20 protein-coding genes are annotated in these 26,059 nt (G+C 62.7%); 9 read left to right on the top strand and 11 right to left on the bottom strand.

Annotation, left to right across the window (positions count from 1 at the left end; translation table 11 throughout):
* Window positions 1-35: 35 nt before the first annotated feature.
* The 4 genes from M5B99_RS05590 to M5B99_RS05575 form a co-directional block, all read right to left on the bottom strand.
* Window positions 36-1,715, bottom strand: coding sequence for a SulP family inorganic anion transporter (locus M5B99_RS05590; RefSeq protein WP_248803053.1), 1,680 nt, complete (start codon window positions 1,713-1,715; stop codon window positions 36-38).
* Window positions 1,708-2,325 carry a ParB-like protein gene (locus M5B99_RS05585; RefSeq protein ID WP_248803052.1) on the bottom strand — a complete coding sequence of 206 codons (618 nt, stop codon included), beginning with the start codon at window positions 2,323-2,325 and terminating at the stop codon, window positions 1,708-1,710. Before M5B99_RS05585 ends, M5B99_RS05590 begins: the two co-directional genes overlap by 8 nt.
* Before the next feature lie 84 nt (window positions 2,326-2,409).
* Window positions 2,410-3,561: a glycerate kinase gene (locus M5B99_RS05580; RefSeq protein WP_248803051.1), complete on the bottom strand. Its 1,152-nt coding sequence runs from the start codon at window positions 3,559-3,561 to the stop codon at window positions 2,410-2,412.
* A 191-nt stretch (window positions 3,562-3,752) separates the two neighbouring features.
* Window positions 3,753-4,862 carry a sugar diacid recognition domain-containing protein gene (locus tag M5B99_RS05575; RefSeq protein WP_248803050.1) on the bottom strand — a complete coding sequence of 370 codons (1,110 nt, stop codon included), beginning with the start codon at window positions 4,860-4,862 and terminating at the stop codon, window positions 3,753-3,755.
* Between the two features lie 167 nt (window positions 4,863-5,029).
* On the opposite strand from M5B99_RS05575, the gene M5B99_RS05570 reads away from it, so the two are divergent.
* Entirely contained in the window at window positions 5,030-6,343 is a 1,314-nt protein-coding gene (locus M5B99_RS05570; RefSeq protein ID WP_248803049.1) for an MFS transporter, read from the top strand.
* A gap of 73 nt (window positions 6,344-6,416) precedes the next feature.
* Here M5B99_RS05570 and M5B99_RS05565 read toward each other — a convergent pair whose 3' ends face one another.
* Window positions 6,417-6,653, bottom strand: a complete 237-nt coding sequence (locus tag M5B99_RS05565; RefSeq protein ID WP_248803048.1) for a hypothetical protein — start codon at window positions 6,651-6,653, stop codon at window positions 6,417-6,419.
* A gap of 310 nt (window positions 6,654-6,963) precedes the next feature.
* On the opposite strand from M5B99_RS05565, the gene M5B99_RS05560 reads away from it, so the two are divergent.
* The gene (locus M5B99_RS05560) at window positions 6,964-7,977 is read left to right on the top strand and encodes an aldo/keto reductase (protein WP_248803047.1); all 1,014 of its coding nucleotides are present in this window, start codon (window positions 6,964-6,966) and stop codon (window positions 7,975-7,977) included.
* A gap of 97 nt (window positions 7,978-8,074) precedes the next feature.
* Here M5B99_RS05560 and M5B99_RS05555 read toward each other — a convergent pair whose 3' ends face one another.
* Both M5B99_RS05555 and mqo read right to left on the bottom strand, forming a co-directional pair.
* The gene (locus M5B99_RS05555; RefSeq protein WP_248803046.1) at window positions 8,075-9,880 is read right to left on the bottom strand and encodes a sensor domain-containing phosphodiesterase; all 1,806 of its coding nucleotides are present in this window, start codon (window positions 9,878-9,880) and stop codon (window positions 8,075-8,077) included.
* Window positions 9,881-10,161: 281 nt separating this feature from the next.
* The gene (mqo, locus tag M5B99_RS05550; RefSeq protein ID WP_248803045.1) at window positions 10,162-11,808 is read right to left on the bottom strand and encodes a malate dehydrogenase (quinone); all 1,647 of its coding nucleotides are present in this window, start codon (window positions 11,806-11,808) and stop codon (window positions 10,162-10,164) included.
* A gap of 410 nt (window positions 11,809-12,218) precedes the next feature.
* Between mqo and M5B99_RS05545 the strand changes: the two genes are divergently transcribed.
* Window positions 12,219-13,070 carry a CAP domain-containing protein gene (locus M5B99_RS05545; protein ID WP_248803044.1) on the top strand — a complete coding sequence of 284 codons (852 nt, stop codon included), beginning with the start codon at window positions 12,219-12,221 and terminating at the stop codon, window positions 13,068-13,070.
* 108 nt (window positions 13,071-13,178) lie between these two features.
* On the opposite strand, the gene M5B99_RS05540 is transcribed toward M5B99_RS05545, so the two are convergent.
* Complete coding sequence (locus M5B99_RS05540) at window positions 13,179-13,901, bottom strand: GNAT family N-acetyltransferase (RefSeq protein WP_248803043.1); 723 nt, start codon at window positions 13,899-13,901, stop codon at window positions 13,179-13,181.
* 117 nt (window positions 13,902-14,018) lie between these two features.
* A complete protein-coding gene (locus tag M5B99_RS05535) occupies window positions 14,019-14,393 on the bottom strand; it encodes a tautomerase family protein (protein ID WP_248803042.1) in 375 nt (124 codons plus the stop codon).
* 107 nt (window positions 14,394-14,500) lie between these two features.
* Between M5B99_RS05535 and M5B99_RS05530 the strand changes: the two genes are divergently transcribed.
* From M5B99_RS05530 to rarD, 4 genes are all read left to right on the top strand, one after another.
* On the top strand, window positions 14,501-15,367 hold the full coding sequence (locus M5B99_RS05530) for a LysR substrate-binding domain-containing protein (RefSeq protein WP_248803041.1): 867 nt from the start codon (window positions 14,501-14,503) through the stop codon (window positions 15,365-15,367).
* An 82-nt stretch (window positions 15,368-15,449) separates the two neighbouring features.
* On the top strand, window positions 15,450-16,892 hold the full coding sequence (locus tag M5B99_RS05525; RefSeq protein WP_248803040.1) for a SulP family inorganic anion transporter: 1,443 nt from the start codon (window positions 15,450-15,452) through the stop codon (window positions 16,890-16,892).
* Between the two features lie 133 nt (window positions 16,893-17,025).
* Entirely contained in the window at window positions 17,026-18,000 is a 975-nt protein-coding gene (locus M5B99_RS05520; protein ID WP_248803039.1) for a class I SAM-dependent methyltransferase, read from the top strand.
* Window positions 18,001-18,007: 7 nt separating this feature from the next.
* On the top strand, window positions 18,008-18,886 hold the full coding sequence (rarD, locus tag M5B99_RS05515) for an EamA family transporter RarD (RefSeq protein WP_248803038.1): 879 nt from the start codon (window positions 18,008-18,010) through the stop codon (window positions 18,884-18,886).
* A 15-nt stretch (window positions 18,887-18,901) separates the two neighbouring features.
* Here rarD and M5B99_RS05510 read toward each other — a convergent pair whose 3' ends face one another.
* Both M5B99_RS05510 and M5B99_RS05505 read right to left on the bottom strand, forming a co-directional pair.
* Window positions 18,902-20,206, bottom strand: coding sequence for an ATP-binding protein (locus M5B99_RS05510; RefSeq protein WP_248803037.1), 1,305 nt, complete (start codon window positions 20,204-20,206; stop codon window positions 18,902-18,904).
* Between the two features lie 4 nt (window positions 20,207-20,210).
* Complete coding sequence (locus M5B99_RS05505) at window positions 20,211-20,912, bottom strand: response regulator transcription factor (protein ID WP_248803036.1); 702 nt, start codon at window positions 20,910-20,912, stop codon at window positions 20,211-20,213.
* 154 nt (window positions 20,913-21,066) lie between these two features.
* Here M5B99_RS05505 and M5B99_RS05500 point away from each other — a divergent pair, with 154 nt between their 5' ends.
* On the top strand, window positions 21,067-22,224 hold the full coding sequence (locus M5B99_RS05500) for an efflux RND transporter periplasmic adaptor subunit (protein WP_248803035.1): 1,158 nt from the start codon (window positions 21,067-21,069) through the stop codon (window positions 22,222-22,224).
* Between the two features lie 2 nt (window positions 22,225-22,226).
* Window positions 22,227-25,319, top strand: a complete 3,093-nt coding sequence (locus tag M5B99_RS05495) for an efflux RND transporter permease subunit (protein WP_248803034.1) — start codon at window positions 22,227-22,229, stop codon at window positions 25,317-25,319.
* Window positions 25,320-26,059 lie beyond the last annotated feature (740 nt).

Here is a 26,059-nt window from a genome sequence, read left to right as displayed (position 1 = left end):
CTGCGCGCTCGCACGGGGCTCCCAACCGGCAAAGGTCAGCTTGCGACGCCAGTGCCCAGTGGCTGATTGACCTGCTGCACTACCGCATACACGCTCAAGTCACTGAGCGTCACCTGTGCCAGCGTCTCGGCCGGTAGCGACAACAAGGCCTGATGCGCGCCCTGCTTCAAACGTGCGAACAACAGGCGCTTGCCCTCGGTCGGGAAACGCGCGATGAAGTCTTGCAGGGCTTCCAGGCTGGTGCCATCCAGGTCCGGCGACTCCTCCAGGCTGAGAATCACCGAGTGCACGGCATCTCCTTGCTCGCGAACCCGCCGCGAGACGCTGCCGAGGATGCGTTCGGCGTTGGCGAAGAACAACGGCTCGCCCGGGCGCACGATCAGCAGCCCAGGGACTTCCCGTGCCTGGGGATGCAATTGGCAGTCGACGAAATCATGGCCGTCGGCAATATGCCCGAGCACCTGGACCGACGCCGAGGACATTTGCCGCAACATCAGCATCAGGCTGATCGCCACCGCCGCCAGCAAGCCGTCCAACACCCCGAGCAGAAGTACCGCGGCCACCGCGCAGATCGCCAGGACACGATCCCGCCGCCAGACAAAGTAGCGATGCAAGGGCTCCAGGCTCAGGGCCCGGGTCAAGGCATGAATGACGATGGCCGCCAGCACCGGTTCCGGCGTCAGGGCGATCAGCGGCAACAAGGTCAATACGATCACCAGCACCACCAGTGCCGCCACCACCCCGGCCAAACGTGAGGTCGCACCCGCAGCGTCATTGGCCGAGGTCGCCGAGTAGCCGGCACCGGCGGGCATGCCATGGAACAGGCCGGACAACAGGTTGGCGCCGCCCAGTACCAGCAGGTCACGGTTGGAGTTCACCCGGTCACCGTGTTTGAGGGCAAAGGCGCTGATGGAGCCGTAGGACTCGGCGTAGAGAATCATCACCATGGCAAAGCCCAGTTCCACCAGCTTGAGCCAGTCGGTGAAGACCAGGCGCGGCAGCGACGGCACCGTCAGTTGCAGGTCGATCACGCCGATCAGGTTGACGCCGTAGCCAGGCAGATCCAGCCATTCTCCGGCCGCGACGCCAAGCATCACCACCAGCAACCCGCCCGGCAAACGCCGGTAGCGGCCCAGTATCGAGAGCAGGACCAGGGCGACAGCCGCCACCGCGACCCCGGCCCAGTTCCAGCGCGGCAACTGACTGAGCAATTCCGGCACGAAGCGGATCAGATCGCTGTGGGCGGGACTCACATGGACGATGCTCGCGACCTGCTTGAGGATGATCGTTACCGCCAGGCCGAAGGCAAAGCCACGCAACACCGGCTTGGCAATAAACGACGTGACACTGCCCAGTTTGAACAGGCCGGCGAGCAGGAACATCAGGCCGGTGATCATCACCAGACCGATGGCCATGGTCAGGCGCAGCGCCATGTCGGGACCCGCCACCGAGACCGTGGCCGCCGCCAGCACCGCGGCCGACGACGAGGTCGCCGAGACGATGGCATAACGGCTGGTACCGAACAGGCCGTAGCAGAACAGCCCGACGAAGAGCGCAATGACCCCGGCCTGGGGCGGTAGATTGGCGATACTCGAATAGGCGACCGCCTCAGGTAACAGCAGACCGGCAATCGACAGCCCGGCAATCAAGTCGGCCCAGCCGCGTTTCGGTTGCTCGGCGGGCATCGGGGTAGGCAGCGCGGACGGCTCAGGCATCGATCGGACCACTCCACCCCGGCAGATAACGCGCGGCCTGGCTGCGGGCCAACTTGAGGGCGGTCGCCTGCACCTGCTCGCTGGGCGCGCTCAGTTCGGCGGCGCTTATGCGCGTGCGGAAGAAATCGGCCCAGAGAAACTCGCTGAAGGGCGTGACGTCCTTGGCAAAGCCACCGGCCCGGCGCAAGGCACCCGCCAGGCTGCGATAGGGGTCGTCCTGCAGCTCATTGATGGATCCTGGCACCTTGTCGTAACCGCGGCGAATGCCCTTGGCATCGTAGGGATGAACCCACTGGTGGAAGTCCATGATGGTCCAGAAGCTCGCGGGCTCGACGAACGAGAGGTCCTTGAGTACCACCAGCGAGACCTTCTTCACCTCTTCCTGCATCAGCGCCAGGCCGAAGTGATGGTGATCGACGATATAGTGCCGACCTTCAGGCCCGAGGACGCAGGGAAACCAGTGATTATCGAGGGCGGTTTCGCGCTCCTTGCGCTTGAGGGTCTGCCATTGGGCTCGCTTGAGGGCGACCTCTTGCAGGCCGACGGTGACTTGGGTGGGGTGCAGTTTTGCAAGCTTTGCGCTGATCAGTTGCGGGCGGGCACGAGCCATAGAGCATCTCCGGGCAGACAAGTCCGAAACCTTGGACTGATCGCAAGCTTAGCCTTGAATGGCCGGAGGAAACACCAGGCATCATCATTCTTCACGGACAGCCCTTGCCGCCAGCGTCCAGACCCGGGCAATGTCCCCAGCTCGCGCACTCAGCAGGCGCGGCGCCTCGCGACAGGCCTGTTCCAGACTCATGGGCCCGGACGCCAGGGCAAAGGCCGCGTCGACCCCGTGGGCATACATCTGCTCATAACCTTCGCCAAGGGTTCCGGCCAGTACGATCACCGGTACACCTTGCTCCTTGGCGATCCGCGCCACGCCAAACGGGGTCTTGCCGCGCAAGGTCTGGGCATCGAAGCGGCCTTCGCCAGTAATGACCAGGTCGGCACCGCGTACCGCCTCGGCCAACCCCACCAACTCAGCGACCACCTCCACACCGGGACGAAAACGCGCCCCGAAGAACGCCTTGGCGGCAAACCCCAGGCCACCCGCCGCACCGCTGCCCGGCTCGTCACGCACATCCCGGCCCAGCACCTGCGCGCACAGATCGGCAAAATGCCCGAGGGCCGCATCCAGCTCGCGCACCTGGTCCGGTGTCGCGCCTTTCTGCGGACCGAAGATTGCCGAGGCGCCCTGCTCGCCGCACAAAGGATTGTTCACGTCGGCGGCGATCTCGAAACGCACCTGGTCGATACGCGGGTCGATACCTTCCAGTGCCACTCGCCCCACCCCGGCCAGGGCCAGGCCACCCGCCGGCACGACCTGCCCGCGAGCATCGAACAAGCCCACGCCCAGGGCCTGCAAGGCACCGGCACCGGCATCGTTGGTGGCACTGCCGCCAATCGCCAGGATGATCCGCTGCGCCCCGGCATCCAGGGCCGCGCGGATCAGTTCGCCAGTGCCGTAGGTGCTGGTGATGCAGGCGTCACGCTGCTCATTCGGAACCAGTTGCAAGCCACTGGCCTCGGCCATTTCAATAATCGCCGTGGCGCTTGTCGGCAACCAGCCCCAATGCGCGTTCACCGGGTCGCCCAAAGGACCACGGACGCGCAGGCTGCGCAGCTCGCCGTTGCACGCGGCCAACACCGAAGCGACCGTCCCCTCACCACCGTCGGCCATCGGGCATTCAATCAACTGCGCCTCGGGCAGTACCCGCGCCAGGCCTTCGGCAATCGCCCGGGCCACACCTTCGGCGCTGAGGCTGTCCTTGAATGAGTCGGGGGCGATGATGATTTTCATGGGCGATCTCCAGTTCTTGTGACGTCCATGCTGCCAGTTGAAACAGGGAATGACGCCGGTCTGCTGCACAAGTCGGGGCAGGCTTTATTGTTCATTCCTACAAACCACCCTGGTGGCCTGCACAATCCACTGCAGGAGCCGCGGTAAGGACGGTGCGAGACGCAAGGGCCTCATCGCCGGCAAGCCGGCTCCTACAAAGGTGATTCGCTGTGGGGCAGTAATTGCACCCCCAGGTACAACGCCAGCATCCCGTCCAGGCGCAGCGGGTCGACACCGCTGATCTCGGCAATCCGCTCCATCCGATAGCGCAGGCTGTTGCGATGAATCCCCAGTGCTTCGGCACAGCCCTGGCTCTGACCGTCATGTTCGCACCAGCTGCGCAAGGTGGCGAGCAATTGGCCGTTACTGTCCTTGGCGATCACCTTGCGCAACGGTTTGAGCAACTCTTCCAGCGCATCGTCGCTGCGATGCCGCCAGAGCATCACCGGCAAACGATAACGATTGAGCTGCAAGAGGCGGCTGTGGGGCAGGACATCCCGGCCATAGGCAAGCAGATCACCGACCCGCCGATAGCAACGACGCAAACCCTGCAAACCATCAGCCTGGCCGCCCGCGGCAACGCGGGCGATCTTCCAGCCCAGGCTGTCGAGCTTCTCCAGCAGGCGCTGATCATCGAGGATCACCGTCGCCGGCCGACACCACAGCAGCGAGGCGGTCGACCCGCTCACGCACCAACTGTCGGGATAACGTGACTGTAGCCAGGCCATCAGTGCTTCGGCACTCTGTCCCGGGTCCAGTTCGAACAGGTAGGGAATCCGTGACAACTGCGGCTTGAGCCCCATCTGCCGGGCCTCGTCGATCAGGCGCGGCGAATCGCCTTCGTCACTGAGCAACAAGGCCAGCAGGTCGTCGCAACGCTGGCGCCGCCATTGCTGCTCGGCCTGCTGGTGACGCTGGCCGACGAGCATTTCGGCGGTCATGCGCACCAGTTCGGCGTACGTGCGCAGTTGCTCCGGCTCACCGGTAATGCCCAGCACGCCGATCAGCCGTTCGTCATGCATCAACGGCAGGTTGATCCCTGGCTGCACGCCCTTCAGGCACTTGGCCGCCTGCTCGTCGATCACCACCACCCGACCGTTCGCCAGCACCAGTTGCGCACCTTCGTGGCGGGTATTGATCCGCTCCGGTTCGCCACTGCCCAGGATCAGGCCCTGGCTGTCCATGACATTGACGTTGTACGGCAGAATGGCCATCGCACGATCGACGATATCCTGCGCAAGGTCATGGTCCAGTTCGAACATAGCGGTAGGGTCCTTGGTTCAGGTGGAGCAACGTTTGTTCAGCAGCACAGGGTACACCGGCAAACCCTGTGCACTGGCACAAAGACAGCAAGGCTGGGGTGACCGAGACTCACAGGGCGATCAAGTTACCCTTGCCTCGCAAAAAATCATAATAAAGAGAGACCGCCATGTCACAGAGCGCCGCGTTATCCCAGGCCACCGCTGACTTGAAAAACGCCGTATACAAGCGCATCACCCTGCGCCTGATTCCCTTCATCTTCATCTGCTACCTGTTCAACTACCTCGACCGGGTCAATGTTGGATTTGCCAAGCTGCAGATGCTCGATGCGTTGAAATTCAGCGAAACCATCTACGGCCTCGGAGCCGGGATTTTCTTTATCGGCTACGTGCTCTGCGGCGTGCCGAGCAACCTGGCGCTGAGCCGCTTCGGTCCGCGGCGCTGGATCGCCCTGATGATGATCACCTGGGGAGTGCTGTCGACCTGCCTGCTGCTCGTCAGCACACCGATCCAGTTCTATACCCTGCGCCTGCTCACCGGGGCCGCCGAGGCCGGCTTCTTCCCCGGCGTGGTGCTGTACCTCTCGCAGTGGTTCCCGAGCTTCCGGCGCGGGCGGATCATGGCCCTGTTCATGTCGGCAATCCCGGTCTCGGGATTGCTCGGCAGCCCTTTCTCCGGCTGGATCCTCAACCACTTTGGCGCAGGCCAAGGCGGTCTTGCCGGCTGGCAGTGGATGTTCCTGTTGCAGGGCATCCCGACCATTGCCTTGGGCATTGCGGCATTTTTCCTGCTGGCGGATAGATTCGCCAACGCCAAGTGGCTGACCGCGGAAGAACGCGCGGTACTCGAAGCCGACCAGGCCGAGGATGCCGCCAACAAGCCCAAGACGGTCAGCGACTCGCTGACTGAAGTGTTCAAGAACCCGGCTATCTGGGCCTTTGGCCTGATCTACTTCTGTATCCAGAGCGGTGTCTATGCCATCAACTTCTGGTTGCCGTCGATCATCAAGAATCTGGGGTTCAGCGACAACCTGGTGATTGGCTGGCTCAGTGCGATTCCCTACCTGCTGGCGGCAGTGTTCATGTTGCTGGTAGGCCGTTCCGCCGACCTGCGCAAGGAACGCCGCTGGCACCTGGTGGTACCGATGCTGATGGGCGCCATCGGCCTGTTGATCGCGGTCAACTTCGCCACCTCGCCGGCTATCGCGATTCTCGGCCTGACGATTGCCACCATGGGCGCCCTCACCGGCCTGCCGATGTTCTGGCCGGTGCCCACCGCCCTGCTCAGCGCCGGCGCGGCCGCCGGTGGCCTGGCGCTGATCAACTCCATGGGCCAGATGGCCGGCTTCCTCAGCCCGTACCTGGTGGGTTGGGTCAAGGACGCCAGCGGCTCCACCGACGCAGCCCTGTATGTGCTGGCCGCGGTGATCGTTGCCGGCAGCCTGCTGGCCCTGCGCATGACCCGCACCTTGCGCGCAGCGTAAAACGACGGCAATAAAAAGCCCGAGGGACGACATCGCTGTCGTCCCTCGGGCGCGTCTCCCCCAATGAATAAAATCAGGCGGTGGCGCTCGCACTCACGCTTTGAGTCACGGAGCTCATGGCTTTCTTGTGTTTCTTGTGGTGTTTTTTCTTCTTGGCCGCCAACTGCATACCGGCCTTCTCGGAAGTGACCTTCTGGGTCTGAGTCGTCGGCGCGACCTGCGCCTGCGCCATCACCATCGGGACCACGCCCGCCTGGGCAACGACGATCACCATGGCCAGCGCTTTAAGACGTTTCGAATTAAGCATCATGTCTCTCCATATTGAACGGGGTTATGTCCTGATGGCCTTTACGACTGTACCTGCCGGACAAGCAGGTCTCTTGGCTACATATCACTCTAGACCGAGCCGCCGTAACAACCTGTCAGAATTGACAGTTCCGACGAACGGTCAGGGAGTCGCCATTGTGGTGCCCCCTGGCAAGGATCGGAATGCATGAAAACTTTGCGCTACTTTCCCTCACAGAATTGTCAGATATCGGCGAGTTGATTGAGGGATTGCTCAACGACAACATTCTGGTATCTGATGGGCATCTTCTCTTTCGTGCAAAAGGATGTTGTTCATGAGTTACCGCACCCTCGGCCATTCCGGACTGCAAGTCAGCACATTGACACTGGGCAGCATGATGTTCGGTGAACAGACCGACACCGAAACCTCCCTGCGCATCATCGACAAGGCCTGGGACCAGGGCATCAACTTTATCGACACGGCGGACGTCTACACCGGCGGGCGCTCCGAGGAAATCGTCGGCGAAGCGATTGCCCGCCATCGTCATGAGTGGGTCCTCGCGACCAAGGCCGGTTTCGGCCCGGTGGATGGCAAGCCGAACCGCAGCGGCTTGAGCCGCAAGCATCTGTTCAATGCCATCGAAGCCAGCCTCGGTCGCCTGGGTACCGACTACCTGGACATCTACTACCTGCACCGCGAAGACCACAACACTCCGCTGGACGTCACGGTATCGGCCATCGGCGACCTGCTGCGCCAGGGCAAGATCCGCCATTGGGGCCTGTCCAACTATCGCGGCTGGCGGATTGCCGAAGTGATCCGCGTGGCCGAGCGCCTGGGGGTGGACAAGCCGGTGATCAGCCAACCGCTGTACAACATCGTCAACCGCCAGGCCGAGACCGAGCAGATCACCGCCGCTGCCGCCTACGGCCTCGGCGTGGTGCCCTACAGCCCGTTGGCTCGCGGTGTACTCAGCGGTAAATACGCCCCGGATGTCGCACCGGATGCCAACAGCCGGGCCGGGCGCCAGGACAGGCGCATCCTCGAGACCGAATGGCGGGTCGAGTCATTGCGCATTGCCCAGCAGTTGCAGGCGTACACCCAACAGCGTGGCATCGGCCTGGTGGAGTTCGCGATTGCCTGGGTGTTGAACAATACGGCAGTCAGTTCGGCGATTGTCGGCCCGCGCACCGAGGAGCAATGGGACAGTTACACCAAAGCACTGGCGGTGAAGATCAGCGCCGAGGACGAAGCCTTTGTCGATTCCCTGGTGACCCCGGGGCATGCGTCCACCCCGGGTTTCAACGATGTCAGCCACTTCGTTTCCGGGCGCGTGCCACGCAGCGCCTGACCCCCGCTTCGAGGCGCTCCCTGTAGGAACCGGCTTGCCGGAGATAGCGGTGCATCAGCTATGTTCATCGCCAGCAAGTCGGCTCCTGCAAAGGATCTCAGCCCGTACTCAGGGGGAAACGATCCAGTGCCGCCTGCTGGAAATACAGTGCTTCTTCGACCGGTCTGGAAAGAAAGTAGCCTTGCGCCTCGTCACAGCCGAAGTGCTTGAGTATTTCCAGGCAGCCGAAACTTTCCACGCCTTCGGCCACGGTGCGATAGCCCAGGTCGCGGGCCACGCCGATGATCGACTTGGCCACCCGCTGATGCTGGGCGCTGTGCTCCAGGTCGAAGATCATCGACTGGTCGAGCTTGAGAATATTGGCTGGAATCTTGTGTAGATAAGAGAAGTTGCTGTAGCCGGTCCCGAAGTCGTCGATGGCCACATCGACACCCAGATTCCTCAGTTGCTGAAGCTGCTCGATCACCCCGGCGCTGGAGCGCAGCCACTCGCCTTCGGTAATTTCCACCTCGAGCATGGCCGGGTCGACCCCATGGGCAGCACAGCGTTGCGCAATGACATCCGCCACATTGCGCCCATAGAAATCCCGCGATGAAAGATTGAGCGAGATTTTCTTGTCCCGGGCATAGCCCGTACTGGCAATCAGCGTCACTACCCGTTCGATCACCCAATCCGTCACCGAATGGATCAGCGAGCTTTTCTCGACAATCGGAATGAACTCCGCAGGCGAGATAAAGCCATGCTGGCGATGATTCCAGCGGATCAGCGCCTCGGCACTGACATGGGCGCCATCGCTCAACAAGAACCGGGGCTGATAGACCAGGAACACATCATCGGCCTTCAAGGCCGGTGTAATGTCCGGTAGCAGGCTGAACAGGCGACGAAAAACCGCATCGTCGCGCTGATTGTAATAAGCATAGGGCAGGCCTTTCTGCCGCGCGGTCTCCAGCGCGAACAGGCCCTTGCGCAGCAGTTCCCGAGCCGTCTCCGAGTCGTTCTCGAACTCCAGCAACCCCGCGCAAACCGTGGGCACCATCGGTAGATTCTCGCTGATGGGGGCCCGCCGCAGCCAATCCACCAAACGGGGCAAAAAGCCGCGCGCCTCCTCGGCGTCCATCTGCATCGTGAAGGCAAACCCCTTGACCATCACGTGATAGATCTTGATCCCAGTGCCAATAAACGCCTGGATCCGTGAGGCCATATCCCGCAGGACCGCTTCAAAGGGCACCATGCCCTCGGCCACGGTCAAGCGGTGCGCCCAATCGGTGTCCAGGGCATCGACCGTCACCAGTACTCTCTTGCGCGCATCGCCGGCCTGGAGCAAGCCCTGCAGGTCGGAGAGAAATTGCGTGCGGTTGGGCAAGCCGCTGACGGCATCCACGCGTTTGAGCAGATGCTGGCGCTCGATCAACTGCATGATCAGCGCGGCGAAGTCTTCAAGGGCGGCGTGATCGGCCGGCGTCAGGCTGTGTGACACCGTATCCTGGATGCAGACGCTGCCAATGGCGTAACCGCCTTCCGTGCGCAGGGGCGCACCGGCATAAAACCTCAGGCCGTCTTCACCCTTGACCTGGGGAAAGTCCGCAAAGCGCGGGTCCAAATGGGCGTCATCCACCACAAGCACGCCACGCTGCCGGATCGTGTGAGCTCCGAACGACAGTTCCAATCCCGGTGCTTCCTGCCCGGAAAACCCGGTGGTGGCCAGGAACCACTGGCGGTCCTGGTCGATCAGGCTGACGATCGCCACCGGCGCCTGAAAGCGCGAAGCGACCAACCGGCAGATCCGCGCGAAACACTCCTCGCGGGCCACGTCCGTCAAGTCGAAGGCATGCAGGGCGGCGAGCCGCTCCTCTTCTTCGCGATCACGCAACAACATCCGCTCAACTGTCGTGAGTTTTTTCATCAGCACCCGTTGTCGTCAATCCGAGTCGTCCAGTCGGCCACGCAAGGGTGGCCTTTTGCCGTTAATCATTACGCGGGGACCGAATAATATCCAGACAAATGCGACCAACGTCTGACAGAACGCAGATACCTCGGATGAGAAAATACGACCGATTACCGCCGACACAGTCCTATTTCGGAGGCCTTTTGCCTGGACATAAAAAAACACCCACCGACCAGTCGCAAGACCGGGCAATGGGTGTTCTTCGCTTCAGCGCTCCCCGCCGAAGCGAGGCAAGGCCTTTACAGCGCCATGTCAGCCGCTGGGGTGTCGGCCTTGGGCTTGTCGCTCGCAGCCGGTGCGGCTGGCGCGACGGCGGTCTGACTGATCACCGGAGGCTTGGTCAGTTGCAGGACTTCAGCCGTGTAGTCCCATTCCTTCTGGACCGCGGCAGGGTTGCCGTTGAGCTTGGTACCGTAGCTTGGCACGATCTGGTGCAGCTTTTCCTGCCAGGCAGGCGTCGCAACCTGGTCCTTGAAGACCCGTTCCAGAATGGTCAGCATGATCGGCGCGGCGGTGGAAGCACCCGGCGATGCACCCAGCAGGCCGGCGATGCTGTTGTCCTTGGCGGTCACCACTTCGGTGCCGAGTTTCAGGACCCCGCCCTTCTCTTCGTCACGCTTGATGATCTGCACGCGCTGACCGGCTTGCCACAGGCGCCAGTCTTCTTTCTTCGCCTCGGGGAAGTATTCCTTCAGGGCGTTGAAGCGGTCGTCATCCGACATCATCAACTGGCCGGCCAGGTACTCGACCAGCGGGTACTGCTCGATCCCGACACGGGTCATCGGCCAGACGTTGTGGGTGGTGGTGCTGGTCAGCAGATCGAAGTACGAACCGTTCTTCAGGAATTTGGTGGAGAAGGTCGCGAATGGCCCGAACAGGATCACGCGCTTGCCGTCCAGCACACGGGTGTCGAGGTGCGGAACCGACATGGGTGGCGCGCCGGTCGAAGCGATACCGTAGGCCTTGGCCATATGCTTGAGGGCGATATCCTGATTATCGGTAACCAGGAACGAACCGCCGACCGGGAACGCCGCGTAGTCGTTGGCTTCAGGAATACCGGACTTCTGCAGCAGATGCAGCGCACCGCCACCGGCACCGATGAACACGAACTTGGCATCGGCCGAGGTTTCGCTGCCGTCCTTCAGGTTCTTGTAGGTGACGCGCCAGGTGCCGTCGTCATTGCGCTTGATGTCCTCTACTTCGCTGGACAGCTGCAACTTGAAGTTCGGCTGGGCTTGCAGGTGGGCGACGTACTGGCGGGTGATCTCGCCGAAATTCACGTCGGTACCGATAGGGGTCCAGGTGGCCGCGATCTTCTGCTTCGGATCACGCCCGTCCATCATCAGCGGGACCCACTTCTTGATCTGCTCCTGATCTTCGGTGTACTGCATGCCGCTGAACAGCGGGCTGGTCTGCAGCGCCGCGTAGCGATCCTTGAGGAACTTGACGTTGTCATCCCCCCACATGAAGCTCATGTGCGGCGTCGAGTTGATGAACGAGTGCGGGTTCTTCAGCACGCCTTGACGAACCTGCCAGGACAGGAACTGACGGGTGATCTGGAACGACTCATTGATCTCGATTGCCTTGGAGATATCGATCTTGCCGTTCTTGTCGTACGGTGTGTAGTTCGACTCGGCCAGGGCGGAGTGTCCGGTACCGGCGTTGTTCCAGCCATTGGAGCTTTCTTCGGCGACGCCATCGAGGCGCTCGACCATTTCCATCGACCAGTCCGGCTGCAACTCATTGAGCCAGATCCCCAGGGTCGAACTCATGATGCCCCCGCCGATGAGCAGCACATCGACTTTTTTTGTCTCGGCCGAGTGCACGGACATCGCGCCCATCGACACCGCCAGCCCCAGCAGCGCTGTGTTCAGTTTCTTCAACATTCAGTAATACCTAGGATAGGTAGACATACAAGGCCCATGAAAAACCACCGGCCTCACGTTCATGTCCCTCCTGCGCTGACTTTTTATTAGTCATTGGCTTCAGCTACGTTGGGTGACACTCATTTTGTTTGCCTTTGCCCGGACCCGGTCGATGCGCACGATCAGTCGGCTCATTCAACCAAGCCCGTGAGGCTTTTTTCGCGATTCCTTCGACGTCCGGTCACCTCGGATAGGCACGCTAGACGCTTCCTTGCTGCGACATAATACCTCAGCCACATGAGTTGATGAAAACGCTTCGCCTTTACACAGAAAAAACCTACCGGAACTGTAGGACAAGCTGGCCGACGTACAGGTGCTCCTACCGTGGAAAATCCGGCATCATGGGCGCAGTCCGCTCCAGGGAGATGTCCATGCGCTTCATATCATCGCTTTTCGGTCTGGCCACATTGACGCTGGGCCCGCTGCTCGCGGCCAACGCCGCCGCTGACGATCAGGCGCAATTGATCGGCTCGATCAACCACTACCGCAGCCAGGCGCAGCGTTGCGCCAGCCAGGTATCGCTGGAGTTGCCGCCACTGGTCGCCGACCCTCGCCTGGTGTTGCCCATCAATAGCCCGGGCGACTTGCAACAAGCGCTGACCGCCAAGGCCTATCCGATGGTCACCGTACAGGCGATCAGCCTCTCGGGGCCGCGCGACGCGGCGGCGGCGATGAAAGCGGTGCAGGAAAGTTTCTGTCAGGTGGTGCTGAACCCGCAGTTCGTCGATATCGGCGTCAACCGCGAGGGACGTGAATGGCGTATCGTACTGGCGCGACCATTACTGAGCGCACGCCTGGGTGACTGGCAAGCCGAAGGCCAGAAACTGCTCGAACAGATCAACAGTGCTCGTACGCAAGCGCGCCAGTGCGGCGGCCAGGCGTTTTCGGCGACAACCCCCTTGGCCTGGAACGCCGTGCTGGCGAGCGCCGCTGAAGGCCATAGCCGGAACATGGCCAACAACAACTTCTTCGACCACAAGGACCGTGACGGGCGCATGCCGGGTGATCGGGCTGAGCTGGCGGGCTACAACGGCCAGTTGATCGGCGAGAACATCGCCGCCGGACAAGACACCGTGCGCAAGGTGGTCGACGGCTGGCTGGCCAGTCCAGGCCACTGCGCCAACCTGATGAATCCACAGTTCCGCGAGCTGGGCGCCGCCTATGTGGTGGATCCGAAGAGCGATTCGGGGATCTACTGGACCGCGATGTTCGGTACCCCGTAACTGATCGGGCGCCTCTCTTGCAGGAGCCGGCTTGCTGGCGATGAGGCTCTTGAAGCCGCCAAAAGCTTCGCCGGCAAGCTCCGCTCCCACACAAGCCGGTCTCTACAATCAGTCTTGTGGCGGAGTCGGGATCCCGTCGTGTTGACGCTGGTCACCCAGCCGCTCCAGGACAAAAGCCCGGGCGTGGCGGGTCATCTGGTCGAGTTGGCGGTCACGCTGTTTCTCCGCATCGACCATCGCACGCTTGCCGTGCTGTTGCAGCAGATAGGCATGAATCTGTCGCACCTCCAGCGAACGATAGATCGGTGCGATCTCGAGTACCGCCACCAGCCCGTCCGTGCCATGGTCACGGCTATTCATCAGTACCTGTGGCCCGCGCGCGGCCAGCACCTGGAAACCCAGGGCCTCGAACACCGGTACCTTGCCGACGACGCAGGCCAGCTCAGCGTGGGGATAACACTCGAGCATCTGCTCCAGCATCGCCCGCGCCACACCCTGACGCCGATAACCTTCGCGCACCGCCATAAAGGCCACCGAGCAGGCCTGCGGATCATCCTTGACCGGCAAGTACAGCAGGAAACCCACGACTTTCTCAGGGTCCCGCGCATCGGTTGCCACGATCAGTTCGACGGCCAGGCCCTTGGAGCCATCCATCGCCTGCATATAGAGATGCACCTCATAACCAACGCCGTACTGATACAGCGGGTAGAGCGGATTACTCGGGGCAATGGCCACTTGGCTGACATCGGTGACGTAATCGACAACCATTTGCTGGATCTGGCTGTGGATCGACTCCGGGGGTGGGGTTTCAAACAAGGTGATCGTGAACATCGAACATCAGGCTCCGAGGGTTGAGGCGCACCCTCGGCGATCGGCAGCAGAGGGCCCTGGCATGATAACCGGTCTGGCCCGGATAAGGCGGTTGAGCAACATCGGGTCGGCAACAGGTCAATTACCCCGCCCGCCCGCAAAGGACCATTCATCCGCCTGGGTGGTGCTGATCACCACCATGACATTTTCCGGATCAATCCCCGGCGCCATGCTCAGACGTTCCACCAGACGCCGGTAAAAGCGCTGTTTCGTCGCGGTATCGCGGATGCGACCGGCCGTAATCGCAATCAGCACAAAGTCTTCGTTGCGCGGCCCGCCCAGATAGTCGCGATCGAAGATCAGCTCACCCACCTCATGCTGATGAATAATCTGAAAACGATCGGCAGCCGGCACTTCGAAGCTTTCCATCAGGGCCTCATGCAACTGCTCGGACAGCCGGCTCAGGTACTCGGCGGACTTGCCGCGATGCAGGGAAATACGGGCGAACGGCATACAACCTCCATAGCTGTTGATTTGACGGAGACAGGTTAACCAGCGACGATAGTTCCGAATATCAGATTAGATAGAACTTACAATCCCAAATAAGTGGACGATCCTCTGTGCGCCATCCCACCTTCGACCTCGATGTACTGCGCACCTTTGTCGCCGGTGTCGAGCTCGGCAGTTTTGCCAAGGCCGCCGAGCGTCTTGGCCGCTCGACCTCGGCGGTCAGCGCCCAACTGAAGAAACTCGAAACCCAGGTCGGCAGCGCCGTGCTGGTGAAGTCGGGTCGCGGTCTGATCCTGTCGGCGGCGGGTGAATCCCTGCTCAGCCACGCCCGACGTCTGCTGGAATTGAACGACGAGATTTTCAGCAACCTGCAAGGCGCGCGCATAGAAGGCACGGTACGCATCGGCTTGCAGGACGATTTTTCCGAGCACCTGCTCAGCGACGTCCTGCGGCGCTTTTCCAGGCTCCACCCGCAGGTCAGCCTGGAAGTCAGCATCGCTCGCAATGCCGAGCTGCTGGCGATGATCGAGAATGACCGCCTGGACCTGGCGCTGGCCTGGGAGACCGGCTCAAGCACAGCTCACGCCACGCGCCTCGGTGAAACGCAGATGCACTGGATCGGCCCGCGCGAGTCGCCGGCGTCCTCTCCAGCCGCCCACCTGCCTCTGCCCCTGGTGGTGTTCGATGCACCTTGCCTCTTGCGCAGTACGGCAACCCATGCCCTGGACCGCGCACGCATCCCCTGGCGAGTGGCCCTCACCAGCCCGAGTGTCAGTGGCATCTGGGCCGCCGTTGCGGCGGGCCTCGGCGTCACCTTGCGCACCCGCATCGGCCTCCCGACCCGACTGGCCGTGATTGAAAGCCTACCGCCACTGCCGATGCTCGGCTATGTGCTGCACCAGGCTGTGGAAGCACCAACAGCGGCGGTGCGGCAACTGTCCGAGTTGCTCCAGGCCAGCCTCGCCGAACAGCGCTGACTGGCCCCCGCGTATTCAATTGCGTACCATCCGCCCCCTTCTTTTCGCCGCCGGCCCTGCCGGCTTGCTTTTCAGGTACGCCATGAAACCCCAACGCCTGCGCGCCGATGCCCTGGCCGGACTGACCACCGCCTTTGCCTTGCTCCCCGAATGCATCGCCTTCGCCCTGGTCGCCCACCTCAATCCGCTGATGGGCCTGTACGGTGCCTTTATCATCTGCACCCTGACCGCCTTGTTGGGCGGACGCCCGGGCATGATCTCCGGTGCCGCCGGGTCGATGGCGGTGGTGATCGTCGCACTGGTGGTGCAACACGGGGTGCAGTACCTGCTCGCCAGCGTGCTCCTGGGCGGGCTGATCATGCTCGCCTTCGGCCTGCTGCGCCTGGGCAAGCTGGTGCGCATGGTGCCGCACCCGGTGATGCTGGGGTTCGTCAACGGCCTGGCAATCATCATCGCCCTGGCCCAGCTGGAACATTTCAAGAGCGGCGAAACCTGGCTGAGCGGCACGCCGCTGTACCTGATGACCGGGCTGGTACTGCTGACCATGGCCATCGTCTACCTGTTGCCGCGCCTGACCCGCAGCGTACCGCCAGCACTGGTGGCGATCCTCGGCGTGGGCCTGGCGGTGTATCTGCTCGACCTGCCGACCCGTACCCTCGGTGATATGGCGCGGATTGCCGGCGGCCTGCCGGTGCTGGCCCTGCCGCAATTGCCATGGAACCTGGAAACCCTGCGGATCGTCGCCCCTTATGCGTTCCTGATGGCCATGGTCGGCCTGCTGGAAACCCTGCTGACCTTGAACCTGACCGACGAGATCAGCGAAAGCCGCGGCTACCCGGACCGCGAATGCGCGGCACTGGGCGTGGCCAATGTGGTTTCCGGCCTGTTCGGCGGCATGGGCGGCTGCGCCATGATCGGCCAGACAGTGATCAACCTCAGTTCCGGCGGCCGCGGTCGGCTGTCCGGGGTGGTTGCCGGGGTGATGATCCTGCTGTTCATCCTGTTCCTCTCACCCTTTATCGAACGCATCCCGCTGGCGGCCCTGGTCGGTGTGATGTTCGTGGTCGCGCAGCAGACCTTCGCCTGGGCCTCGTTGCGGGTGCTGAACAAGGTACCGCTGAATGACGTACTGGTGATCGTCGCGGTGACCAGCATCACCGTGCTCACCGACCTCGCCACCGCCGTGCTCTGCGGAATAATCATCGCCGCGCTCAACTTCGCCTGGCAGCAGGCCCGGGAGCTGTACGCCGACAGCCATCTGGAGGCCGACGGCAGCAAGCTTTATCGCCTGCACGGCACGTTGTTCTTTGCCTCGACGGCGCCCTTTCTCAATCAGTTCGACCCAGCCAACGATCCCGTCCAGGTGACCCTCGACTGCCGTCATCTGAACTTCGTCGACTATTCGGCCATTGCCGCCTTGAAGACTCTGCGCGAACGCTACCAGAAGGCAGGAAAACACCTGCAGGTGTTTCACCTGTCTGAACGCTGCAAGCGCCTGCTCAAGCGCGCGGGGGCTCATCACTAGCTAGCCGTGCGGCACAAGGTCGCCCGGTACACCCGGCGCCGCTGCTGGAAATCAAATGCACAGCGGTACAACCCACAGCGAAGTAAACGGATAAGGTTAGAATGCCAGCCCTTTTCCTTGCCGGCACCGCCTGATGAACCCCGACGCCCTGTCCCGCCTCCACACTCACCTGCTCACGGCCCTGGCCAGCGCCCCCGCGGAAACCCGGCGCCTGTTCCACGGCCGAGGCCGCTGCTGGCCAGGACTGGAGCAACTGACCGTCGACTGGCTGCAGGGCGTGGTGCTGGTTTCGCTGTTCAAGGAACCGGAGCCCGAGCAGTTGCAAGCCCTCAAGGACCTGCTGCTGGAAATCAGCCAGTCGCCTGCCTGGCTGGCCAGCGGCGCCCGGACCTTGTTGCTGCACCATCGCTACCAGCCTCTAAGTCCCGCCGAATGGCTGGTGGGCCAGGCTATCGAGGAGTGGGTGATCACTGAAGGCGGCCTGCGCTATCAGGTCGACCTGGGCAAAAAACAGAACAACGGCCTGTTTCTCGATATGCGCTACGGCCGCGACTGGGTGCGGGCCAATGCCCAGGGCAAGCGAGTGCTGAACCTGTTCGCCTACACCTGCGGGTTTTCCGTGGCGGCGATCGCCGGCGGTGCCACCCATGTGCTCAACCTGGATATGTCCCGAGCCGCCCTGAGCCGCGGCCGTGACAATCACCGCCTGAACGACCACGACCTGGGCAAGGTCGGCTTTCTCGGCCACGACCTGTTCAAGTCCTGGGGCAAGGTCATCAGCAGCGGCCCTTTTGACCTGGTGATCATCGACCCGCCGTCCTTCCAGAAGGGCAGCTTCCTGCTGAGCAAGGATTACCAGCGGGTCTTGCGCCGCCTGCCGGAGCTGCTGAGCGCCGAGGGTGTGGTCCTCGCCTGCATGAACGATCCGGCCGTGGGTTCGGACTTCCTGATCGATGGTGTGACCCGCGAGGCCCCGGGCATGCTGTTCGAACGGCGCCTGGACAATCCACCCGAGTTCCCCGATATCGACGCCGAAAGCGGATTGAAGGCCTTGTTGTTCAAGCAGGGTGCTATCCTGCCGAAAAAAACCGAACCCACCGTTTCGTGAGGCTGTAGTGTCCAGAGGTATCGTTTTCTCGGTGTTGGCGTCCTGCCTGTTCGCCATCATGTATTTCTATACATCTCTGCTCGCTCCCCTCAACGGCGAAGATATCTTCGGTTGGCGAATGCTCCTGACCGCGCCCTGCATGACCGTGTTCATGCTGGTGTCCGGGGACTGGAAGCGGGTCCTCGCGATACTCGCCAGGGTGCGCCGGGAGCCGCTGTTGCCGGTCAAGTTGCTGCTGTCCTCGGCGATGCTCGGCGCCCAGCTGTGGGTGTTCCTCTGGGCGCCGCTGAACGGGCACAGCCTGGATGTTTCCCTCGGCTATTTCCTCTTGCCGCTGACCATGGTGCTCACCGGGCGTATTGTCTACGGCGAACGTCTGTCGCGTCCGCAGGCCGTTGCCGCCCTGCTCGCTCTCTGTGGCGTGCTCAACGAGTTGTATCGGGTCGGCAGCTTCTCCTGGACCACCCTGCTGGTTGCCATCGGTTATCCGATCTACTTCGTGCTGCGTCGGCGCAACCGCACCGACAACCTGGGCGGCCTTTGGCTCGAGATGGTGCTGTTACTGCCGATGGCGTGGTGGTTCGTGCAGCACGGCGAACAGGGTTTTTCAGTGGTCAGCCAACGGCCGGCACTGTATGGGCTGATTCCCCTGCTGGGGATGATCAGTGCCGCTGCGCTGATCTGTTACTTGTTGGCGAGCCGGATGCTGGCCTTCGGACTGTTCGGGTTGCTGGGGTATGTCGAGCCCGTGCTGCTGGTGATCGTCGCCCTGTTACTGGGGGAAAGCATCGGAGCGGGAGAATGGCTGACCTACCTGCCGATCTGGCTGGCGGTCGTGGTGTTGGTGCTGGAGGGGATAAAACGGTTGGTGAAGCAGCGGCGCTGAACCCCCGAATCATTTCTAGCAGGCCACGGTCGGCAGCCACAAGCGGAAACGCGCCCCGCCCAGCGGCGATTGCTCGGCGGTGAGGGTGCCGCCCTGGGCTTCCAGCGCCCGCCGGCTGATGGCCAGGCCCAGGCCAAAACCGCCGGTGGCGCGATCGCGACTGCGGTCCAGGCGATAGAACGGCTCGAAAATCCGCTCCCGATCCAGCTCGGGAATGCCGATGCCATCGTCATCGACCCACAGCTCACAGCCTTCCGGGTTGACCCTGACGCCAATCTGGATTCGCCGCTCGCAATACCGCATGGCGTTGCGCAAGAGGTTCTGCACCGCCCGCGCGGTCAGGCGCGGATCCAGCGCGAAGCGCTCCAGCGAACCGTGCATCAATACATCCAGCACGGTGTCCGGGGCTTCCAGCTCTTCATCGAAACTGCCGAGGATGCTGTCGACGAACTCGTCCAGCGACACCGTCACCCGCTCCGGCAAGCGGGCGGGGTTCTGCAAACGGCTATAGGACAACAATTCCAACACCAGTTCGTCCAGCTCGCGGATATGCGCCACCAGTCCTTGCAGACGGTCGCGGGAGGCCGGCGGCAGGTCTTCGGACAAGGCCAGGGCCAGGCCGAAGTCGAGGCGGGTCAAGGGGGTGCGCAGTTCGTGGGAGACCGCATTGAGCAAGTCGCGCTGCTGGTTGAGCAGGCATTCGATGTCGTCGGCCATGGTATCGAACACCGCCGCCAGTTCACCGATATTGGAGCGTGGCGGAATATTCGTGCGTTCACTCAGTTGCCCCTGACCGAGGCGCCGGGCCGTTTGCTTGAGGCGCTCCAGGTCACGCCAGTGCGGGCGCAGCCAGAACAGCAGGCAAGCCAGCAACGCGGCACCGATCAGCACGTTTATGCTCCAGTACAACAGGTTCACGTCCAGCGGATCGGGCGGCACCTCCAGCGATACCGCCCATTGTCCATTCAGCGGAGAGACCGCCAGGGTCCGTGTGCCCCAATCGCCCAGGCGGATCACGTCCTCGCCAACGCGCAGGCGCCGTTGCTCGGACGCACTGAAGGTCATATCGTCGACACGGACCAGATTGACCTGCAAGGGCGCGAAACGCTGGTCCAGTTGCCTGGCCACGGCCTGCCAGCGGTCTTCCGGGACCTGGCGAAACTGTTCGATCAGCAAGCTCTGCAAGCCCCGCGACTGGTCCATGTTGTAACGCATGAAACGCTCGTGGAAGACCCCGATCACCAGCTCAGGCACCAGATAGATCGCCGCACTGAAGGTGACGATGGTGATCAGGTACAGCCGCACCAGGATCTTCAGCATGCTTTCAGTACTCCCATTCGGAGCGGCTGAACAGATAACCCTTGCCCCAGACGGTCTTGATCTTTCGCGCCTCGCCGGCATGGTCGTCGAACTTGCGGCGCAGCTTGGAAATCGCCACATCCACCGAGCGGTCGGTGCCGTTGAACTCGATGCCGCGCAGACGCTGGAGGATCTGGTCGCGACTGAGCACCTCGCCAGCATGCCGGGCCAGCACCACCAGCAGGTTGTATTCGCCGCTGGACAGCTCCACCGGCTGCTCGCGCCAGGTCACGGTGCGTTCCGAGAGGTCGATGCACAGGTTGCCCATCAGGATCCTGTCGCTGGCCACCTGCGGATCGGCCAGGCTGCTACGGCGCAGCAAGGTCCGCACCCGGGCCAGCAGCACCCGCGGCTCGCAGGGTTTGGTCACATAGTCATCGGCGCCCATCTCCAGGCCCAACACCTGATCGTGACTGTCGTCGCGGGCGGTGAGCATCAGGATCGGCAGCGTCGCCGAATCGGCGCGCAGCAGGCGGCACACCTGCAGGCCATCGAGGCCCGGCAGCATCAGGTCGAGGATCACCAGGTCCGGCGGGGTCTGTTTCGCCCGTTCACGCACCAGGTCGCCACGGGCCAGCACATTGACCTGATAGCCGTTGCGCTCCAGGTAACTGGCGATCAATTCACTGAGGGCGCTGTCGTCTTCGACCAGCAGAATGTTAGGCATAGGTAAATTTACGAAGCGGAAAAGCGTGAAGGATATACGCCTGCGTGTCCCTGCGAGCAGAAGCTTCACACTTTTTCACCAACGCCCTACACAGCTTCACAGCACTGCTTGACCGCGGCCCTTAGCATGCGGGGGTCATTATTGGGACTCTGTTATGTTGAAGAAGCTGTTTGCCCCGCTTTGCCTGTCGGCCCTGGCGCTGACCCTGAGCGCCTGTGACAAATCCGCGAAAGCCCCGGACACGCCGCCCCCGCCCAAGGTCCGGGTCGAGATCCTCAAGAGCCAGAGCCTGTCGATCAACAGCGAGCTGAGCGGACGCATCGCCGCGCCGCGTATCGCCGAAGTCCGTGCGCGGGTAGCCGGCGTGGTACTGCAGCAAGTGTTTCGCGAAGGCAGCGACGTGAAACAGGGCGATGTGTTGTTCCGCATCGACCCGGCGCCGTTCAAGGCCGACCTCGACAGCGCGCTCGCCAGCTTGGAAAAGGCCGAGGCCAATGCTTTCCAGACCCGCCTGCAACACCAGCGCTACCGCGATCTGGTGGACAGCCATGCAGTCAGCCGCCAGGACTACGACAACGCCGAGGCCGCCGCGCGCCAGAGTGCCGCCGATGTCGCCGCGAACAAGGCCGCCGTGCGACGGGCCCGACTCAACCTCGGTTACGCCACCGTCACCGCGCCGATTTCCGGACGTATCGGCCGCGCGCTGGTGACCGAAGGCGCCCTGGTCGGCCAGAACGAAACCACCGCCCTGGCGCTGATCCAGCAGCTGAATCCGATCCACGCCGACCTGACCCAGTCGACCCGCGAACTGAACGACCTGCGTCGCGCCCTGCGCGCCGGACAGTTGCAGCAGGTCGGGCAGGACCAGGCCAAGGCCACGCTGATCCAGGACGACGGCAGTGCCTACCCGCTACCGGGCAAGTTGCTGTTCACCGATATCAGCGTCGACCCCGGCACCGGCCAGGTGATCCTGCGCAGCGAATTCCCCAACCCGGACCTTGACCTGCTGCCCGGCAGCTTCGTGCGGGTGCGCGTCGAACAGGCGGTCAACCACGAAGCCATCACCGTGCCGCAACGGGCCATCCAGCGTGACAGCGCCGGGATCGCCCAGGTGCTGTTGGTGGATGCTGAACAGCGGGTCAGCCAGCGGTCGGTGCAGTTGGGCGCGGTGCAGAATGATCGCTGGATCGTCACCGACGGCCTGAAAGCCGGTGAGCGCATCGTCGTCGAGGGCCTGCAACACGCCCGTCCCGGCGAGAAAGTGCAGATCGACGACAGCCCCCTTCCCCTCGCCCAGTCCAAAGGACAGTGAGCATGCCGCATTTCTTTATCGACCGGCCGGTGTTCGCCTGGGTGGTCGCTCTGTTCATCCTGCTGGCCGGCGCCCTGGCCATCCCGCGGTTGCCGGTGGCGCAGTACCCCAACGTCGCACCGCCCAAGGTGGAAATCTACGCCGTCTACCCCGGCGCCTCGGCACAGACCGTGGATCAAGGCGTGGTCAGCCTGATCGAGCAGGAGCTCAACGGTGCCGACCACCTGTTGTATTTCGAATCCCAGAGCAGCCTGGGCAGCGCCACCATCACCGCGACCTTCCAGCCCGGCACCAACCCGGAAATGGCCCAGGTCGATGTGCAGAACCGCCTGAAAGCGGTAGAGCCGCGCCTGCCCGCCGCCGTGACCCAGCAAGGCTTGCAGGTGGAAAAGGTCTCCGCCGGTTTCCTGCTGCTCGCCACCCTCACCTCCAGTGACGGCAAGTACGACGAAAGCGCCCTCAGCGACTACCTGGCGCGCAATGTAATGAACGAGATCAAGCGTCTCGACGGGGTCGGCAAGGCCCAACTGTATGGCGCAGAACGGGCCATGCGGATCTGGATCGACCCGCGGAAGCTGGTGGGCTTCAACCTGACCCCGGCGGACGTCAGCGCCGCCGTGGCCGGGCAGAACGCCCAGGTCTCGGCGGGCAGCATCGGCGACCTGCCAGCACGCCCGACCCAGGAGATCAACGCCGCGGTGCTGGTCAAGGGCCAGTTGAGCACGCCGAAGGAGTTCGCCGATATCGTCCTGCGGGCCAATCCCGACGGCTCCAGCGTGCGCATCGGCGATGTCGCCCGGGTGGAAATCGGCAGCCAGGACTACCAGTACGGCACCCGTCTTAACGGCAAGCCATCCACCGCCTTCAGCGTCCAGTTGAGCCCCGGCGCCAATGCCCTGCACACCGCCACCCTGGTGCGTGCCAAGCTCGACGAGTTGTCGCGCTACTTCCCGGCCGGGGTCGAATACAAGATTCCCTATGACACCTCGCCCTTCGTCAAGGTCTCGATCACCAAGGTGATCTACACCCTGGGCGAAGCCATGTTGCTGGTGTTCGCGGTGATGTTCCTGTTCCTGCAGAACATCCGCTACACCCTGATCCCGACCCTGGTGGTGCCGGTGGCGCTGATGGGCACCTTCGCCACCATGCTGGCCCTGGGGTTCTCGATCAACGTGCTGACCATGTTCGGCATGGTCCTGGCCATCGGCATCCTGGTGGATGACGCCATCGTGGTGGTGGAGAACGTCGAACGGATCATGGCCAACGAGGGGTTGTCGCCAAAGGACGCCACGCGCAAGGCCATGGGCCAGATCAGCGGTGCCATCGTCGGCATCACCCTGGTCCTGGTGGCGGTGTTCATTCCCATGGCCTTCATGCAGGGCTCGGTGGGAGTGATCTACCAGCAGTTCTCGTTGTCCATGGCCACCTCGATCCTGTTCTCGGCTTTCCTCGCCCTGACCCTGACCCCGGCGTTGTGCGCCACCCTGCTCAAGCCGATTGCCCCGGGAGAGCATCACGCCAAGGGCGGTTGCTTCGGTGCGTTCAACCGGGGTTTTGAGCAACTGAGCAATAAATATGAAGGCTGGGTGGTTTATGCGCTGAAACGCAGCGGCCGTTACCTGCTGATCTATGGCCTGTTGCTGGGGCTGCTGGCTCTGTGCTTCATGCGCCTGCCCGCCTCGTTCCTGCCGGTGGAAGACCAGGGCTACACCATTACCGATATCCAGTTGCCGCCGGGGGCGAGCCAGAACCGTACGATCAAGGTGGTGGAACAGATCGAAGCCCATAACGCCACGGAACCGGGGGTCGGCGACACCACCATGATCCTCGGTTTCAGTTTCTCCGGCAGCGGGCAGAATGCCGCGCTGGCCTTCACCACCCTCAAGGACTGGTCGGCACGCGGCGCCAAGGACTCGGCGCAGGCCATAGCCGACCGCGCCAACCTGGCCCTGGGCGAGATCAAGGACGCCGTGGCCTACGCCATCCTGCCGCCACCGGTGGACGGCCTCGGCACCTCCAGCGGTTTCGAATTCCGCCTGCAGGACCGTGGCGGCGTTGGCCATGAGGCGCTGATGAAGGCCCGCAGCCAGTTGCTGGATGCGGCTGAGAAGAGCCCGGTGCTGGCCAACGTCCGCGAGAGCGCCCTGGCCGAAGCACCGCAGGTGCAGTTGGAAGTCGACCGTCAGCGGGCCAATGCACTGGGGGTGTCCTTTGCCGATATCGGCGCGCTGCTCTCCACGGCGCTGGGCTCGAGCTATGTCAACGACTTCCCGAACCAGGGGCGCATGCAACGGGTGGTGATCCAGGCCGAAGGCGACCAACGCAGCCAGGTGGCCGATCTGCTGAAGATCAATGTGCGCAACAGCGGCGGGAAAATGGTGCCCTTATCGGCCTTTGTCCAGGCCCGTTGGACCCAGGGCCCGGCGCAGCTGACCCGCTACAACGGCTACCCGGCGATTGCCATTTCCGGCGAGCCCAAGGCCGGACACAGCACCGGACAGGCGATGGTGGAGATGGAGCGACTGGTGACGCAGTTGCCGGCGGGGTTGGGCCTGGAATGGACCGGTTTGTCATTGCAGGAGCGCTTGTCCGGTTCCCAGGCAACGACGCTGCTGGGGCTGTCGCTGCTGGTGGTGTTCCTGTGTCTCGCGGCGCTGTATGAAAGCTGGTCGATCCCGACCTCGGTGCTGTTGGTAGTGCCGCTCGGGGTGCTTGGCGCGGTGCTGGCGGTGACCTTGCGCGGGATGCCCAATGACGTGTTCTTCAAGGTCGGTCTGATCACCATCATCGGCCTTTCGGCGAAGAACGCGATTTTGATCATCGAGTTCGCCAAGAGTCTCTATGACGAGGGCCATGATCTGCTGGAAGCGACGGTGCAGGCGGCGCGCCTGCGCTTGCGCCCGATCATCATGACGTCCCTGGCGTTTATCCTCGGGGTGGTGCCGCTGGCGATAGCTACGGGTGCCAGTTCGGCGAGCCAGCAGGCCATCGGTACCGGGGTGATTGGCGGGATGATCACGGCGACGCTGGCGGTGCTGTTCGTGCCAGTGTTCTTTGTGGTGGTGATGAAGCTGGCCAGGCGTAAGGGGGCATGATTATTGGGTGATCTCAGGGGCCTCTTCGCGGGCAAGCTCCGCTCCCACATTAGATTTTGTGTCGTGCACAAGATCTGGACTCGACACAGGCGTCTGTTGGGCTTTACACAAAGTCCGCACTCGACACAGGCGTCTGCTGGGCTTTACACAAAGTCCGCACTCGACACAGGCGTCTGTTGGGCTTTATACAAAGTCCGGACTCGACACAAACCTTGTGGGAGCGGAGCTTGCCCGCGAAGGGGCCCTTGAGACCGCCAAAAGCTTCTCGGCGGTGCGGCGATCCGACAAGCTCCGCTCCCACAGGTTCGATCGTGCCTTTCCTTGAGTAACCCGCATTGTTTCAAGCCTGCTCGCGACAAGCGCCGCATCACCGGGGTCATGGCTGCGCCCTCCCATTGAGTGACGCCGGCACCGCGCGAATCACCGCCCGTGGCGTTTGCAAGACTGACGGCGCGGAACCCGGAACAGCCTGCGCCACAATCGGTAACTGTGGCGCCTGCAAATCCGGCATGGCCCAACTGCGCTCCGGTTGCAGGCTGCCCCAGGCCCGGCGAGGTCAGCCAGCAAGGCGCTGATAATCGCCATACCGCGTTGCCCGACAGCTATCAGCGAAAGGCGCCGATCCGCGAGCAGGAATTGATGTGCGCGATATCCATCTCGACATTCCTTGGCTTGCGATTCGCCGCAGATCGTCGCAGGAAGATATGTCACCGGTATTGAAAATCATCGAGAGGAAAGAC

This window comes from Pseudomonas sp. MWU13-2100, from assembly GCF_023242365.1.
Lineage (GTDB): Bacteria > Pseudomonadota > Gammaproteobacteria > Pseudomonadales > Pseudomonadaceae > Aquipseudomonas.
Note: the sequence above shows the minus strand (reverse complement) of the source record. Positions and strands in the feature narration are given on the sequence as shown.